This window comes from Streptomyces atratus (assembly GCF_014648655.1).
GTDB lineage: Bacteria > Actinomycetota > Actinomycetes > Streptomycetales > Streptomycetaceae > Streptomyces > Streptomyces atratus.
This window is the reverse complement of record NZ_BMRN01000006.1, coordinates 307,635-322,345: the sequence shown is the minus strand read 5'-3', so window position 1 is coordinate 322,345 and position 14,711 is coordinate 307,635. Positions and strand designations below refer to the sequence as shown.

Annotated in this window: 15 protein-coding genes; 7 read left to right on the top strand and 8 right to left on the bottom strand. The window is 71.0% G+C overall.

Translation table 11 applies throughout. From position 1 onward, the window contains the following. Together IEZ15_RS13580 and IEZ15_RS13575 are read left to right on the top strand one after the other, a co-directional pair. A complete protein-coding gene (locus IEZ15_RS13580) occupies positions 1 to 765 on the top strand; it encodes an SDR family oxidoreductase (protein WP_229845870.1) in 765 nt (254 codons plus the stop codon). Between the two features lie 203 nt (positions 766 to 968). Beyond that, positions 969 to 2,867, top strand: coding sequence for a LamG-like jellyroll fold domain-containing protein (locus IEZ15_RS13575; protein WP_189276798.1), 1,899 nt, complete (start codon positions 969 to 971; stop codon positions 2,865 to 2,867). A gap of 18 nt (positions 2,868 to 2,885) precedes the next feature. Here IEZ15_RS13575 and IEZ15_RS13570 read toward each other — a convergent pair whose 3' ends face one another. The 3 genes from IEZ15_RS13570 to IEZ15_RS13560 form a co-directional block, all read right to left on the bottom strand. Next, on the bottom strand, positions 2,886 to 4,448 hold the full coding sequence (locus tag IEZ15_RS13570; protein WP_189276796.1) for a DEAD/DEAH box helicase: 1,563 nt from the start codon (positions 4,446 to 4,448) through the stop codon (positions 2,886 to 2,888). Positions 4,449 to 4,668: 220 nt separating this feature from the next. Then, positions 4,669 to 4,872, bottom strand: coding sequence for a cold-shock protein (locus IEZ15_RS13565; RefSeq protein ID WP_073727988.1), 204 nt, complete (start codon positions 4,870 to 4,872; stop codon positions 4,669 to 4,671). Positions 4,873 to 5,221: 349 nt separating this feature from the next. After that, positions 5,222 to 5,569, bottom strand: coding sequence for a MerR family transcriptional regulator (locus tag IEZ15_RS13560; protein ID WP_114245387.1), 348 nt, complete (start codon positions 5,567 to 5,569; stop codon positions 5,222 to 5,224). A gap of 603 nt (positions 5,570 to 6,172) precedes the next feature. On the opposite strand from IEZ15_RS13560, the gene IEZ15_RS13555 reads away from it, so the two are divergent. Both IEZ15_RS13555 and IEZ15_RS13550 read left to right on the top strand, forming a co-directional pair. Further along, positions 6,173 to 6,640: a hypothetical protein gene (locus IEZ15_RS13555; RefSeq protein WP_189276794.1), complete on the top strand. Its 468-nt coding sequence runs from the start codon at positions 6,173 to 6,175 to the stop codon at positions 6,638 to 6,640. A gap of 85 nt (positions 6,641 to 6,725) precedes the next feature. Next, the gene (locus IEZ15_RS13550; protein ID WP_189276792.1) at positions 6,726 to 7,331 is read left to right on the top strand and encodes a phosphatase PAP2 family protein; all 606 of its coding nucleotides are present in this window, start codon (positions 6,726 to 6,728) and stop codon (positions 7,329 to 7,331) included. A 51-nt stretch (positions 7,332 to 7,382) separates the two neighbouring features. Here IEZ15_RS13550 and IEZ15_RS13545 read toward each other — a convergent pair whose 3' ends face one another. Both IEZ15_RS13545 and IEZ15_RS13540 read right to left on the bottom strand, forming a co-directional pair. Continuing rightward, a complete protein-coding gene (locus IEZ15_RS13545; protein WP_373302563.1) occupies positions 7,383 to 7,934 on the bottom strand; it encodes a hypothetical protein in 552 nt (183 codons plus the stop codon). Then, positions 7,901 to 9,220, bottom strand: a complete 1,320-nt coding sequence (locus tag IEZ15_RS13540; RefSeq protein ID WP_189276788.1) for a molybdopterin-dependent oxidoreductase — start codon at positions 9,218 to 9,220, stop codon at positions 7,901 to 7,903. The genes IEZ15_RS13545 and IEZ15_RS13540 overlap by 34 nt, the downstream gene beginning before the upstream one ends. 162 nt (positions 9,221 to 9,382) lie before the next feature. On the opposite strand from IEZ15_RS13540, the gene IEZ15_RS13535 reads away from it, so the two are divergent. Next, positions 9,383 to 10,777 (top strand): hypothetical protein, encoded by a 1,395-nt coding sequence (locus tag IEZ15_RS13535; protein WP_189276786.1) that lies wholly within the window; start codon positions 9,383 to 9,385, stop codon positions 10,775 to 10,777. Positions 10,778 to 10,824: 47 nt separating this feature from the next. Further along, positions 10,825 to 11,673 carry a GNAT family N-acetyltransferase gene (locus tag IEZ15_RS13530; RefSeq protein ID WP_189276784.1) on the top strand — a complete coding sequence of 283 codons (849 nt, stop codon included), beginning with the start codon at positions 10,825 to 10,827 and terminating at the stop codon, positions 11,671 to 11,673. A 30-nt stretch (positions 11,674 to 11,703) separates the two neighbouring features. Here the strand turns inward: IEZ15_RS13530 and IEZ15_RS13525 are convergent, their stop codons facing one another. Together IEZ15_RS13525 and IEZ15_RS13520 are read right to left on the bottom strand one after the other, a co-directional pair. After that, entirely contained in the window at positions 11,704 to 13,410 is a 1,707-nt protein-coding gene (locus IEZ15_RS13525; protein ID WP_373302562.1) for a SpoIIE family protein phosphatase, read from the bottom strand. Between the two features lie 129 nt (positions 13,411 to 13,539). After that, positions 13,540 to 13,707, bottom strand: a complete 168-nt coding sequence (locus IEZ15_RS13520) for a hypothetical protein (protein WP_229845869.1) — start codon at positions 13,705 to 13,707, stop codon at positions 13,540 to 13,542. Here IEZ15_RS13520 and IEZ15_RS13515 point away from each other — a divergent pair. Continuing rightward, entirely contained in the window at positions 13,700 to 14,374 is a 675-nt protein-coding gene (locus IEZ15_RS13515) for a TetR/AcrR family transcriptional regulator (protein ID WP_308427401.1), read from the top strand. The two genes, IEZ15_RS13520 and IEZ15_RS13515, sit on opposite strands and share 8 nt — an antisense overlap. On the opposite strand, the gene IEZ15_RS13510 is transcribed toward IEZ15_RS13515, so the two are convergent. Continuing rightward, positions 14,367 to 14,639: a DUF1876 domain-containing protein gene (locus IEZ15_RS13510; RefSeq protein ID WP_189276777.1), complete on the bottom strand. Its 273-nt coding sequence runs from the start codon at positions 14,637 to 14,639 to the stop codon at positions 14,367 to 14,369. The two genes, IEZ15_RS13515 and IEZ15_RS13510, sit on opposite strands and share 8 nt — an antisense overlap. Positions 14,640 to 14,711 lie beyond the last annotated feature (72 nt).

The window sequence follows — 14,711 nt, the reverse complement described above, 5'->3', positions numbered from 1 at the left end:
GTGGCAGTCAGCAGCACCACTCCGTCGTCGCGCCCCGTCACCGTCGTCACGGGCGGCAGTCGCGGGATCGGTGCCGCGACCTGTGTCCGTCTGGCATCCGAAGGGCATGACCTCGCACTGGGCTTCGTGAGCAACGCCGAGGCCGCCGAGCGGACCGCGGCGGCTGTGCGGGCCGCGGGGGCGCGCTGTGTCACGGTGCGGGTGGACACCGCTGTGGAGGCCGATGTGGAACGGCTCTTCGACGCGGCTGCCGCGCAGCTCGGTCCCGTCACCGGACTGGTCAACAACGCGGGAGTGACAGGTCCTCTCGGCCGTCTCGTGGACACCTCCACCGAGACACTGCGCCGGGTCCTGGACGTGAATCTCCTCGGCTGTCTGCTGTGCTGCCGCCGGGCCGCGAAGGACATGACGGCCCGTGGGTCCGGCGCGATCGTCAATATCTCCTCCGCCGCTGCCACCCTCGGCAGCCCCGGGGACTTCGTCCACTACGCCGCCACGAAGGCGGCGGCGGACGCCCTGACGATCGGGCTGTCCAAGGAACTGGGGCCCGACGGAATCCGGGTCAACGCGGTCGCCCCCGGCATGATCGACACCGAGATGCACGCCACCGCGGGCGACCCCGACCGCGCGGCCACGGCCGCGGCCGGCATTCCGCTCGGCCGCCCGGGAGCTGCCCCGGAGATCGCGTCCGCCATCGCGTGGCTGCTGTCGGGCGAGGCGTCGTATGTGACCGGAGCGGTGCTGCGGGTAGCGGGCGGACGGTAGCGGGGCGCGGCGGGTCAGGGCCCATCACCCGGCCCTCGCCATCCCGTGTCCGCAACGCCCCCACCACCACGACCCCGCACGCCCGGCGCTGTGCAATTCATGGAGTCTTCGCCCGGCTGTCGCCGTTACGAGCCGGTTCCTCACCCACTTCGCGGCTAGCTTGCAGACGATCACCCCGACGTTCGTCCTCCGCGGAGACATCCATGTGCAGCCCCCTCCACCAGCCCGACGGACCGCTTCTGCCCGGCGCGAGCCGTCGTACGTTCCTGCGGGCAACCGCGCTCACCGGTGCCGCCACCGCAGCCACGGGGCTCGCTTCCGCCACGCCCGCCGCGGCTCTTCCCCAGCAGAACACCGGTGCCGTCACAGCCGGTTGGCGACCCGATCCCGAGAGCCCCAGGTTCACGCTCGTCGTCATGCCGGACACCCAGTACCTCTTCGACGGGGCGAGCATCGACAAGGCGCCGGTCGAGGCGTCGTTGCGTTACGTACTCGATCACGGGCGCGACGAGAACATCGTCTTCCTGTCCCATCTGGGCGACCTCACCGAGAGCGGCCAGGCAGGCGAATTCGCGGCGATAGGCGAGGCGTTCGAGCTGCTCGACCGGCGGCGGGTCGGCTACAGCGTCGTCGCGGGCAACCACGACATCAAGTCGTCCACCGACGACCGGCGCGGCCGCACCCCGTACCTGGACACCTTCGGCCCGCAGCGGATGCGGCGCCTGCCGACGTTCGGCGGGGCGACCCCGGACGGCTACAACACGTACCACCTGTTCCGCGCCGCCGGGCGCGAGTGGCTGGTGCTGGCGCTCGACTGGCGGCCGTCGGCGGCCGGGCTCGCCTGGGCGAGGGACGTCATCGCCCAGCACCCGGACACGCCGGTCATCCTCACCACCCACGAGCTGGTGTACGCGGAAGCGGACGGCGACGAGGCCGAACTCTCCGACCACGGAAAGCATCTGTGGGACGAGCTGATAGCCGGGCACGACCAGATCTTCCTCACCCTCAACGGCCACTACTGGCCCGCCGGGCGCACCACCGTCAAGAACACCGCGGGCAACGACGTCCATCTGCACATCACCAACTACCAGAACCGCTACTACGGCGGCAGCGCCATGATCCGCCTCTACCGCTTCGACCTGGCCAGGAACACCATCGACGTGGAGACGATCTCGCCGTGGATCCTCGGCCGCGCGGGCGAGAGGCTCAACGACCTGGAGCGCGGCGAGATCGAACTGACCGGTCCGCAGGACCGCTTCGCCGTCCCCATCGACTTCGAGAAGCGTTTCGCGGGCTTCGCGCCCGTGCCCGTGCGCGGCCCCCGCCCGGCGAAGCAGCTGCTGATACCGGGCACCGTCGCCTACTGGCGCTTCGACTCCCCTTCGCACCAGGACGGTTCCGCCGCCGACGCCGGCCTGCGCGTCCCCGACCTGTCCGGGCACCGCAACGACCTGGTGCGCGAAGCCGTCCCCGGCAGTGCGCCCGACGCGCTGCGCTGGTCCACCGCCCACCACCCCGACCAGCCCGGCCACGGCAGCCTCTACTTCGACGGCTCGAAGCCGCCGCTGCGGGGCGCATATCTGCGTACGGAGAACAACGCACCGCTCAACACCAAGACGTTCAGGTCCGGTTACACCATCGAGGCCTTCCTCCGCCTTCCTGCCGACTGGGACGCCGGACGCAACGCCTGGGGCGCCGTGCTCGGCCGCCGCGGCACGCTCGGGGCAGCCGGCAAGACCTCCGGCGACCCGGAGGAGCCCGTCACCACCCTCTCCGTATCGGACGGCCCCGGGCTCCAGTGGGCGGCGGCGCCGCTGAACCAGCCGGGGGCCGTCACCAACTGGAGCCATGAGCTGCTGCGTGAGCGGTGGTGGCACGTGGCCGTCGTCAACGACGAGAAGCACACGACGATGTACGTCGAAGGCTGCATGGTCGCCCGCAACCCCGCCACCCGCACCACCGGTCTCACCACCCTGGGCCTGCCCTGGCTGCTCGGCGCCTACGAGTACGGAGGCAGGCTCGACCAGTTGATGCACGGCTGGCTCGGCGACATCAGGATCGTCGAACGCGCCCTGCCCGTAAGGGACTTCATGATCGCCTGAGGGTCGCGGCCCCCGGGGTCACGCCGCCCGGTTGGTGCGGCGCTGCTTGGCGGCGGCGCGCGCCTCCGGTGTGGGCAGGTCCGAGCGGCGCGACTGCCCGGACCGGACGGGACGGCTGCGCCGGCCCCGGGAGGGCGCGCCACCGCTCCTGGGCCGCTCGGTCAGCGGTGCGGTGATGGTGACGGGCACCCCCGAGGGAGTCTGCGCGCCGGTGATCCGGCTCAGCTCGGCCTCGCCGGAGCGAACCTGGGCGATCTTGGGAATGATCCCGGCGTCGGCCATCAGACGGGTCATCTCACGGCGCTGGCCCGGCAGCACCAGTGTGACGACGCTGCCGGACTCACCGGCGCGGGCCGTGCGTCCGCCGCGGTGCAGGTAGTCCTTGTGGTCGCTCGGCGGGTCGACGTTGACGACCAGGTCGAGGTTGTCGATGTGGATGCCGCGCGCCGCGACGTTCGTGGCGACCAGCACCGTGACGTGCCCGGTCTTGAACCGGGCCAGGGTGCGGGTGCGCTGCGGCTGGGACTTGCCGCCGTGCAGCGCGGCGGCCCGCACCCCGCTGTTGAGCAGATGGTCGGTGAGCTTGTCCACTGCGTGCTTGGTGTCCAGGAACATGATCACCCGGCCGTCGCGGGCCGCGATCTCGGTCGTGGTGGCGTACTTGTCGGCACCCTGCACGTAGAGCACGTGGTGCTCCATCGTCGTCACGGCGCCGGCCGCCGGGTCGACCGAGTGGACCACCGGGTCGTGCAGATAGCGGCGGACCAGCAGGTCGACGTTGCGGTCCAGGGTCGCCGAGAACAGCATCCGCTGGCCCTCCGGCAGCACCTGGTCGAGCAGTTCGGTGACCTGCGGCATGAAGCCCATGTCGGCCATCTGGTCGGCCTCGTCGAGGACGGTGATGGCGACCCGGTCGAGCCGGCAGTCGCCGCGCTCGATGAGGTCCTTGAGCCGGCCGGGCGTGGCGACGACGACCTCGGCCCCACCGCGCAGCGCGCTGGCCTGCCGGCCGATCGACATGCCGCCGACGACGGTGGCCATGCGCAGCCCCAGCGAGCGGGCGTACGGGGTGAGCGCGTCGGTGACCTGCTGGGCCAGCTCCCGGGTGGGGACGAGCACGAGGGCCAGCGGGCGTCGGGCATCGGCCCGGTTACCCGCGGTACGGGCCAGCATGGCCAGGCCGAAGGCGAGCGTCTTGCCGGAGCCGGTCCGGCCGCGGCCCAGCACATCGCGCCCCGCGAGGGAGTTCGGCAGGGTGGCCCCCTGGATCGGGAACGGCGTGGTGACGCCCTCGGCGGCGAGCGCCGCCAGCAGGGGCGCGGGCATGTCCAGGTCCGCGAAGGCCTCCACGGCGGGCAGCGCCGGAGTGATGGTCTTCGGCAGCGCGAACTCGCCCTGCTTGGCCGCGGGCCTGCGGCCGGAGCCGCCGGAGCGCCGGTCGGGCGCGCCGTAACGGCCGCCGCCCTGTCCGCCCTGGCGGCCCGGGGACTGCGAGCGGAACCCGCCGCCGGAAGCGGTGGAGCCACCGGAGCGGGTGCGGGAGTATCGGTCGTTCGGGCGAGCTGTGCGTTCGCGGTTCATTCAGAACCCTTCCTCGATATGGCGCGTATCGAGGAATTCACTGAGCGACGAGCGGCGCAGGAATCGCAAGAACGGGCCGTTGACATACGTGTACCGAGCCCGGCTGCGAAGAATGAGCCGTACCGGACGCGGGAAAAACAACGAGCTGGGGCCCGCACCCGAAGGTGCGGACCCCAGCTGCGCATATGCGTCACAGCGCGTCAGCGCCGGAGCAGCGGGATCAGGCAGGGGTGATGTTCTCCGCCTGCGGGCCCTTCTGGCCCTGCGTGACGTCGAAGTTCACCTTCTGGCCTTCCTGCAGCTCACGGAAGCCGCTGGAGGCGATGTTCGAGTAGTGGGCGAAGACGTCAGCGCCGCCGCCGTCCTGCTCGATAAAGCCGAAGCCCTTTTCTGCGTTGAACCACTTGACGGTGCCAGTAGCCATGTTTTTTCTCCTTCTGGGGCAGTGCCCGGGGATTCACACTGTGCGAATCCCGCGTCGCCGCGATGATTACCCCATCCGGAACAAAGCGCCGGAAAATACAAAAGTGCACTCATCGACGCATTAAGCCGAAGAGAGCACTTGGAGTCTTTGGGAACCACAACTGCAACTGCATCCACAGTAGCACGGTGGAAGCGTCCGGGCGCGGCAAGTAATTACACTCCACCGGATACGCCATAAACCCTTGCCGCGCATTGCATGAAATTCTGCGTCGTCGGCAATAGATATTCACCCGCCCCCGGCACCACATCCACCTGTCCCCGGCCGGGACGCACGCCCGGGTCCGTCCTCCTCAGATGCCCGCAGCCCCGCCGGATTCCGTCGCGGGCCGGCGCAGCTCCGCGTTGAGCCGCAGGGCCTCTTCGAGCTGGTCCTCCAGGATCACGATGCGACAGGCCGCCTCGATCGGCGTGCCGCCGTCGACGAGTTCACGGGCCCTGGCCGCGATTCGCAGCTGGTAGCGGGAGTAGCGACGGTGGCCGCCCTCGGACCGCAGAGGAGTGATCAGACGGGCCTCGCCGATCGCCCGGAGGAAAGCGGGCGTCGCGCCGATCATCTCCGCGGCGCGGCCCATGGTGTAGGCGGGGTAGTCGTCGTCATCGAGCCGGTCGGTGGCGTGCGGAGGAGTTCCTGTGGGCATTTGCACCTACCGCGTATCGCTGACTTCGTTGACCGAAAGAGAAAATCTCATTGTGCGAGCCATCGCTTCTATCATAGCCGCGACAGATTTCCCTGGTCCGGGCGGGGAAATCAGCTGCCCCGAAGCCGTGCAACCGGCCCGCTCCCCGCCGGCACACCCCACAGACGCGCCCCTCCGGCGCACGCCGCACCGTCCGGTCGACCGGTACGACGCAGCTCCGGCGCGGGACAGGTCCGACGCGGCGGCCCCGCACCCCCAACACCCACTGACCGGTCGGTCAGTTGATGACGACCTGACCAGCAGCCATAATGTACGTGTAGCCCTTCGCGCATCCCCCGTCGTGAAGGGCTACACCATATGCGGACCATGCCCCTTTTGCCCGGGACGACTTCACGGGCAGGGGACTCCCCTCGTGGTTCCCTGCCCGTGTTTTTTCGAGTTAACAGTGACGCAGAGTTCTTGCGCAAGCCCGCTCCCGTGCAGCGTTGCGAACCGCCTCCCACACCGAGGACGCCACGTCAGGGTTCGTTACAGTACGAGCCGGTTGACCGAATCGAAGACCGTGCCGCACCGGTCGGACGGTGGCGGATACGTGGGGGCCGGATGGACAGCGGCGAGGAACGCGCGCCGGAGCTGCGGACGTTGCAGCAGAAGGTCGAGTACATGGTGGAGAAGACGTTCCCCGGTCAGAAGATCTCGGGGCGGGTCTTCACCGACCTGGTCAAGGAGCGCGGCGGATCCCTCTCGCACAGCTACTTCTCCAACATCCTTGCCGGAAAGGTCACCCAGCCGTCCGAGGACATCCTCAAAGCGCTCGGTCTGGGCTTCGGCGTGGACTGGCGGTTCTTCAAGGCGGAGTCCGAGGTCGTCGACGATGTCGTCGCCGGTCTGCAGTTCCTCGCGAAGCGGCGTACGGGGGAGATCAGCGGACCGGCCGGACGCGGCCTCGACGAGGACGGTCTCCCGCCGGAGCTGCTGCAGTTCGCGCTCTCCCTGCTGGAGGACGCCAGGGGCCGGCAGGGCCCGGCCGGCGACAACGGCGCCACACCGCATGGCGAGCCGGAGAAATAGCGCCTGGCAAATCCCCCTCTCCCGCCCCGTCGCCACCCGCCGTCGCGGCCTGTTCCGCCGCACCTGACACCGGACCTCCCACAACATGACCCCCACCGGGACCACCGACGCCCCCGCATCGCCGAGCACCGGCGCCGCGCGCACCGTCACCGACATCTTCCAGCCCCGCAACGTCCTGCTGGTCGGCATGCTCGGCATCGGCCTGGCCGCCGCCGGTCACTGGACCGGTCTGCTCTGGGGGTTCCTCGGTGCCCTGTGTGCCGGGATCGTTCCTGCCGGGTACATCGAATGGGAGCGCGGGCGCGGTACCTGGGGCGACCGTCATGTCGTCGACCGCACCAAGCGAGCCCCGATCTTCTTCGTCATCCTCGGTTCCATAGGCGCTGGTTCGGTGGTGATGATCCTCGGCCACGCCCCCACCGGCATCCTCGTGGCGATGCTCGCCCTCTGGGCGATGACCGTGATCCTCCTGGCCGTCAACACGGTCTGGAAGATCTCGGTGGACGCCGCGGTCGCCTCGGCCGTCATCGCACTGCTCGCCCCGGTCCACTCGCCGTGGTGGCTGCTCGCGTACGCGATGACGGTCGCCGTGTGCTGGTCGCGCGTCGCGCTCGGGTACCACTCGGTGGCGCAGACCGTCGCCGGGGCGTCGCTGGGGGCCACGACGGCGGGCGCGTTCCTGTTCGTCTGACCCACGCCGGTCCGCCGGGCAGGCCCCGTCCGGCATTTGAGGACAAAACCCTCACCGCCGTGGGCGGTCACCCCGGACCGCCGTCGGCTGCACACCCCTGCCCTCCCCGCGCCGCGACCGCACGGTCCTGACCACGAGGACGAGCGCCGAGCCCGCGCACAGCACCGCCGTGATCAGCAGCCAGTTGCCCAGGAACACGTCGGGGGACAGCCCGCTGTAGGGCTCGTACCGCACTGCGTGCCGGGTGATCAGCGGAAACCACATCAGCAGGAGCAGGCCGGAGAGAAAGGCCGGTACACGGATGTGGTTGACCAGCCCGGAGCGGGGTCCGAGCGACCGCCGTACGACCAGGTCGGCCGACGCGTACAACGGCAGCAGCACCAGATCGTGCAGGAGGGCGGAGCCGATGAACCACACCGCGACTGCGAACGTGTCACCCGCCAGGAGCCGTACGCCCGCCCAGCCCGCGAGGGCGAATGTCGCGGCCAGCAGAAGGAGATGCAGCGGCCCTTCCCCGTACCAACGCCTGAGGACCGCCCGAGGATTCACCCGGTTCCCCGCCTTCCCGCTCACAGCGCCCCGAACGTCAGCCGGGACACCCATTTGGTGTTGAGCACACCTGGGGCCGCCGGGACGATGATCCGCGCCGGAAATCCGTGATCGAGCGACAGTTCCTCGCCGTTGACCTGCAACGCCAGCAGCGAGCGCGGGTCGCGCACCTGGTTGTCGCGGAGCGCCACCTCGCGGAACGCCCCACGGCGCTGGACGGACTCCACCAGCACTGCCGGCGGCCGGTCCCGATACCCCGCGAGTGCCGCCAGATCACTCAGCCGCACTCCGCGCCACCACTGGTCCGACGTCGCCCAGCCCTCCACGCACGCGATCGGCAGCGCCGCGCTGTACTGGTCCATGGCCAGCAGCTGTTCCCGGCTGAGCCGGATCTCCCCGGCGGGCCCGCCGACGGTGAGCCGCCAGCCCTTCCCCGTATCGGCCGCCGTCACTCCGACGGCCGCGGCCGTCTTGTTGATCTGGAAGCCGTTCGGCCCCGAGCCCGGTTCGGCTGCACCGTGCGGGGTGAGGAGCGCCATCTGCCGCAGCGGCCCGTCGAAACTCCGGCCCGCCGACGTGATCAGCAGCAACAGCGACCCGCCGCCCACCATGGCGAGCGCGCCGCGCCGGGAGACGGTCGGCACGGCAGGGGCGGGCGAGGCCAGTTCATCCGCCTCGCCCGGCGCAGAGCCCTCCAGCCGGCCGCCCCGCAGCACCCGTACGGCCCGCGGCAGCTTCAGCCCGGTGTGGGCGAGGAACGCGGCGAAGAACACCCACGCCCCGTAGAAGTGCAGCGGATAGAACGACCCCGGAAACACGTACTCCAGCTGGATGTTGAGCAGTCCGGTGATGAACTCGAACAGTGCCCCGCCGACGAGCAGCAGCAGCGACACCCGCTCCAGCGCATGGCCCACCGACCGGGCCGGCGGCAGCGTGAAGAGCTTCGGGATCACCGACCAGAGCTTCGCCAGCAGCACAGGGACGAGGGCGATGCCCACCGTGACGTGCAACCCCTGCGTCAGCCGGTACAGCCAGTGCGGACCGGTCGGCCAGGCGAAGAGATAGAAACCCAGCAGGCCCTTGCCCGGCGTCTTGTCGTTGACCGGCGCAAGGTCCGGGTTGTACGCGGCGTACGACAGCAGACCTGTCACGAACAGCAGGGTGAGCCCGGCGAGCAGGACCAGCCCGAGCACCGCCGTGAACCTGACGCCGCGCACCGGGCTGCGCCAGAACCCGGGCGAGGAGGGAAGCCGCTCCAGGAAGGCCGGGCCGCGGCCGGCGGACCAGCCGGGGCGGCGGAACGGGAAGGAGATGGCTCTGTCCAGACGTTTGTCGCCCATGCGCCGAAGCTATGCCCAGAACACCTGGCCGCGGCGCGTACGACTCCTGACGAGACCATGACGTCACACTCCGGAGCGAGCGAGCGGCGCAAGATCTGACGGTTCGATGACGCGCCCCGGTGGCAGCACACACGGCGACCCTGCTGTGCATAGCGTGCCTGCGTGAAGACCGAGGACCGCACAGCGCGCCCCGTCGAGGACGACACCGGGCACCGCACCGGCCGCCGCCGCGACCTGATCGCCGCCGCCGCGGGCGTTCTGCTCGTCACCGCCGCCGTGCTCGTCGGCAGGTCGATCCAGGACGCCGACGGAAGCCTCTACGTCCACTGGCCACCCCTGCTGGCGTCCTGGTACCCGCACACCGGCCCCGGCACCCCGGCCGCCGTCGTCGTGGCAGCGGCCGTCATCGCGTACGGGCCGCCGCTGGCCGACCGCGTCCGCCGGCGGGCGCTGCTGCCGACCGCCTGGGCGGCGTCGCTCGCCTGGGTCCTCTCGCTGGCGCTGATCGACGGCTGGGGCCGGGGCATCGCCGAACGGCTCACCACCAAGCATGAATATCTGCAGGTCATCGACCGTTTCCAGGACATCGGTGCGGCCCTGCGCGGTTTCGACGACCACATCCTGATCGGCTCCCAGGGCAACTGGCCGGCCCATGTCGCCGGACACCCGCCGGGAGCCACGCTCACCTTCGTCCTGCTCGACCGCATCGGGCTCGGCGGCGGCGCCTGGGCAGGGGTCTGGTGCATCGTGGTGGGCAGCTCCGCCGTCCCGGCCGCCCTGGTCACGCTCCGTGCCCTGGCCGACGAGCGCCTCGCACGCCGCGCCGCTCCGTTCCTGGTCCTCGCACCGGTCGCGGTGTGGACCGGCACCTCGGCGGACGCCTACTTCGCCGCCGTCGCCGCCTGGTCCGTGGCCCTCCTCGCCCTGGCCGCGACCCGTTCGGTCCGCCTCCCCCGCGCCACCGCATTCGCCTCCGGTCTGCTGTACGGGCTGACCTGCTACCTCAGTTACGGTCTGACGCTGATCGCGGTCCTGCTCCTCACCGTCCTCGTACTCACCCGCACCGCCCGCCCCTTCCCGCTCGTGCTCCTCGGAGCACTGGTCGTCCCCGCCGCCTTCACTCCGGCGGGCTACAACTGGTGGGAGGGATACCGCCTGTTGGTCGAGCGCTACTACCAGGGCGCGGGTGGCCTGCGTCCGTACTCCTACTGGGTCTGGGCGAATCCCGCCTGCACCACGATCGCCGCGGGCCTCGCCACGGTCGCCGGACTCCGCCGCGCCGCGGCCGGCGCCCCCGGTGCCGTACGCACCCTGCGCACCGGCACCACCTGTGCGTCCCAGCGGCTGATTCTGCTCACGCTGATGGCGCTCCTGGCACTCCTGGCCGCCGACCTGTCCGGGATGAGCAAGGCGGAGACCGAACGCATCTGGCAGCCCTTCATCCTCTGGCTGCTGCCCGCCGCCGCCCTTCTACCCACCGGCACCCGGCGCGGCTGGCTGACCGCGCAGGCCGTCGTCGCCCTGCTCGTCAACCACCTCCTGTGGACCGGGTGGTGACGGAAGAACCACCGTTGAACCGATCGCCCGCGGGGTACAGGTGCCCCGTGCCGAACTTCGAGATCACCACCGCAAGCGCCGACGACCTCACGATGCTGACCGAATGGGCCCACGCGGAGGGCTGGAATCCCGGCCTGACCGACCGCCACGCCTTCTTCGCCGCCGACCCGCGCGGCTTCCTGACCGGCCGGCTCGACGGCAAGCCGGTCTCCTGCGTCTCGGTGGTCCGCTACGGCTCCGGCTTCGGGTTCCTCGGCTTCTACCTCACCCGTCCCGAGCTGCGCGGCCAGGGCTACGGCAGCCGGCTGTGGCGGGCCGGCATGGCACGGCTGGACGGGCGCAACGTCGGACTGGACGGCGTGGTGGCCCAGCAGCCCAAGTACCGCAAATCCGGCTTCCGTTCCGTATGGACGAACATGCGTTACGAGGGCCTGCCACCCGCCGCTGCGACCGTCCCGCCCGGCACCGCTCTCGTCGATGCCCGCACCCTCCCCTTCGGTCGACTGGCCTCCTACGACCGCCGCTTCTTCCCCGCCGACCGCGACAGCTTCCTCGCACTGTGGATCTCCGGGCCCGCGCGCACCTCGCTCGCCGCCGTCCGCGACGGGGAGCTGCGGGGCCTTGCCGTGATGCGCCCCTGCCGCACGTCGTCCCGCATCGGTCCCGTGTACGCGGAATCGCCCGAAGTGGCGGGCGCCCTGGTCGGCGCACTCGCGGCCACCGACCCCGGCACCCCGGTGGCGATCGACGTACCCGACATCAACCCGGGCGCCGTGCGCCTCGCGGAACAGCTGGGCCTCACCCCGTCGTTCGAGACCGCCCGGATGTACACGGGCCCGACACCGGACGTCGACCACACCGGACTCTTCGGCATCACCAGCCTGGAGCTGGGCTGACCTGTCAGTCCCTTCCGGCGACTGCCCGGATCAGGAGGTGGCGCGGGGGCGGGTGCGCGAGGCCAGTACCGCGATGTCGTCCTCCGCACCCGGCCCGAACCGTGCGAGGACCTCGTCCAGCAGGTCCTCCAGGCTCCCGCCCGCGGGCAGGGTCAGTTCCCTGAGGCGGCCGATCGAGATGTCTATGTCCTCACCGCGCCGCTCCACCAGACCGTCGGTGTACATGAACAGCACCGTGCCCGGCCCGATCTCCACCGGCGTCGTCCGGTACCCGCCGAAGCCGGTGCCCAGCGGCGGGCCCACCAGCACTTCGTCACACACCCTGGTTCCCGCCTGCCCCGGGTCGATGAGCACCGGTGGCAGATGCCCGGCGCTCGCCACATCGCACGCCTCGCCGAACCGGTCGACGACGGCCAGCAGACAGGTCGCCGCCCGGTCCGGTCCGGACCGTTCGACCATCCGGTCCAGCTGTTCCAGGATGCGGTGCGGCGGCAGATCGTCGTCGGCGAGCATCCGCAGCAGCGAGCGGTAGTGGCTCATGGCGACCGCCGCCTCCATCCCGTGACCCATCACATCGCCCATCGCCTTCAGATGCCGCCCGTCCCGCAGCGGGATGACGTCGAACCAGTCGCCGCCGACCATCACGCTCCGGTCGGCCGGCAGATAGCGGGTGGCGATCTCGATGTGCGGGTGCGGCGGGCGCGGCTCGGACAGCAGGGAGCGCTGCAGCTCCAGGGCGATGGTGTGCTCGTGGGCATACCGGCGGGCGTGGTCGAGATCGACGGCGGCCCGGCCGGCGAGCTCCCGGGCGACCACCACGTCCTCGTCCGTGAAGACCGGTGAGTCCCCCGCCCGGATCAGGCCGAGGACGCCGAGCGGACGGCCGCGTACGGCGAGGGGCACGATGACCGCCGAATGCATCCCCAGGGCACGGTAGGCGGCGACCCGTTCGGGGGCCGGGGCGGAGCGGGCGAGCTCTTCGTCACTCGTGTGGTTCTCCACGACCGGCCGGCCGGCCGCCAGACAGCGCTGTACGGCCGCGCCCTCCTGGTAGTCGACGTACTCACCGGTCAGTCCGAATCCCGGCAGCTCGGCGCGCAGCCCGGCCACCGCCGTCAGCGCCGCCCTGCGCAGCCGCAGCACACCGGCGGGCGCGGGGCGTACCGGGGCGGCGACGTCGGGCGGGAACACCTCGACCGTGGCGAGGTCCGCCAGCCCCGGCACGACGAGGCCGACGAGTTCCGCGCAGGTGGTGTCCATGTCGAGCGTGGTGCCGATCCGGGAGGCCGCTGTGTCGAGCATGGTCAGATGCCGCCGGGCCTGTTCCAGCTCGCGCCGTCCCTTGTCCGAAGCCATGACCTCCAGCACGATCCCGGCCACGCCCACGATCCGCCCGCCGACCTCGAGCCGGTGGTACGCCCCGTGCCAGTAGCGCCGGACCGAGCCCGCCGCGGCGGCGGTGACTCCGCTGGACGTGATCTCGCGGGGCTTCCCGTCGGCGAGCACGGCCCGCATCATGTCCTCGCCCGCGTCGACTCCCGGGAGGACCTCGGAGACGGTGCGGCCGAGGTGTTCGGCGGCCGGAATGCCGTTGAGCCGTTCGAGGGCCGGGTTGACGTACAGATAGCGCAGCCCCGTATCGAGCACGCCCACACCCGCCATGGTGCCGTCGACCAGGGCCGCCAGAGCCATGGGGTCGAACGGCACCGCGCTGTCGGCGTACGCATCGGCCTGCACGTCAACCTCCTGGGACGGACACGGACGTCCCGCTGCCCGGCAATCAATCGTCGGCCGCCCGCCCCCGCCGCGCATCCGCAGCCGGGCCCCGTCATGTCCACATTCGCCGGACGGGCCCGGGCTCCCCCCTCAATGCGCGTGCGGCCCGCCGGTCCCCTCCGGCTTCCCGCGGGGCACCAGCAGCCCGGCGACGACCGCGCACGCCCCTGCTGCCGCCGCGCACACCGTGAACGCGTCCGCGAACCCGCTCACCGAGCCCGCCGCCCCCTCGATGCCCGCCGCGGCCACCGTGGACACGACCGCCACCCCGATCGACCCGCCCGCCGGCCCCCGCGCCGAGGCCAAGCGGCAGGCCATCGTCAAGGCCGCACGGGAGGCCTTCCTGCGTGAGGGATTCGGCGTCGGCGTGGACGCCATCGCCGCCGAGGCGGGCGTGTCGAAAGTGACCGTCTACAACCACTTCGGCAGCAAGGAGGCGCTGTTCACCGCCGTCATCACGGGCGCACTCGACGAGCCCCTCGGCGGCCCGTCCACCAAGGCGCTCGCCGGTCTTCCCGACGCCGCCGATCTCCGCACGGCCTTCCTCGACACGGCCCGCGCCTGGGTGTCCGCCGTACGCGGCAACGCCGACGTCATCGCCCTGCGCAACCTCGTGGCCGCCGAACTCCACCGCTTCCCTGAACTCGCCGGGGCATGGCATCACCATGGCCCCGCGGGTCACCACCCGGCCGTGGCCGACGCCCTGCGCAGCCTCGCGGAACGGGGCCGGCTGGACATCCCCGACCTCGAAACGGCGATCATTCAGCTGTACGCGCTACTGGTCTTCCCTCACATGGTCTTCAGCTCGTACGGAACAGCCCTCGACGACGCCACCACGGACCGTCTGATCACGAGCGGCGTCGACATGTTCCTGGGCCACTACGCCCCCGGGGGGCGGCGGCCCGCAGGCGGGGACCTCAGGTGAGCGGGTGCGATGTCCGGCCGGACGCCTCGTCGATCTCGTCGTGCGCCTTCGTCAGCATCTTCATCGCCAGCTCATTGAGTGCTCTGGCTCCCGCGATCTCCTCGCCGACCCTCGGCTGATCCTTGTCGGAGGGGTGACGGCTCGCATATCCATGAGCCCGCACCTCGTTCCCGTCCGGAAGCCGCACCAGGGCGGCCGCGCGGGTGCGGTGGGTGTCCTCCTCGAATTCCAGGTCCACATGCCACCCGACAGTTGTGTGCATCATGACGATCACCTCCCTACCAGGGTGCGCCCGTTCCCCCGCTCCTGCACCACGACACCTCCCCCACCGCCCGCT

Excerpts from the sequence above, each read along its gene's own strand:
- IEZ15_RS13575 (WP_189276798.1), top strand. The coding sequence starts at position 969 with ATGTGCAGCCCCCTCCACCAGCCCGACGGACCGCTTCTGCCCGGCGCG.
- IEZ15_RS13570 (WP_189276796.1), bottom strand. The coding sequence starts at position 4,448 with ATGAACCGCGAACGCACAGCTCGCCCGAACGACCGATACTCCCGCACC.
- IEZ15_RS13565 (WP_073727988.1), bottom strand. The coding sequence starts at position 4,872 with ATGGCTACTGGCACCGTCAAGTGGTTCAACGCAGAAAAGGGCTTCGGC.
- IEZ15_RS13560 (WP_114245387.1), bottom strand. The coding sequence starts at position 5,569 with ATGCCCACAGGAACTCCTCCGCACGCCACCGACCGGCTCGATGACGAC.
- IEZ15_RS13555 (WP_189276794.1), top strand. The coding sequence starts at position 6,173 with ATGGACAGCGGCGAGGAACGCGCGCCGGAGCTGCGGACGTTGCAGCAG.
- IEZ15_RS13550 (WP_189276792.1), top strand. The coding sequence starts at position 6,726 with ATGACCCCCACCGGGACCACCGACGCCCCCGCATCGCCGAGCACCGGC.
- IEZ15_RS13545 (WP_373302563.1), bottom strand. The coding sequence starts at position 7,934 with ATGGGTGTCCCGGCTGACGTTCGGGGCGCTGTGAGCGGGAAGGCGGGG.
- IEZ15_RS13540 (WP_189276788.1), bottom strand. The coding sequence starts at position 9,220 with ATGGGCGACAAACGTCTGGACAGAGCCATCTCCTTCCCGTTCCGCCGC.
- IEZ15_RS13510 (WP_189276777.1), bottom strand. The coding sequence starts at position 14,639 with ATGATGCACACAACTGTCGGGTGGCATGTGGACCTGGAATTCGAGGAG.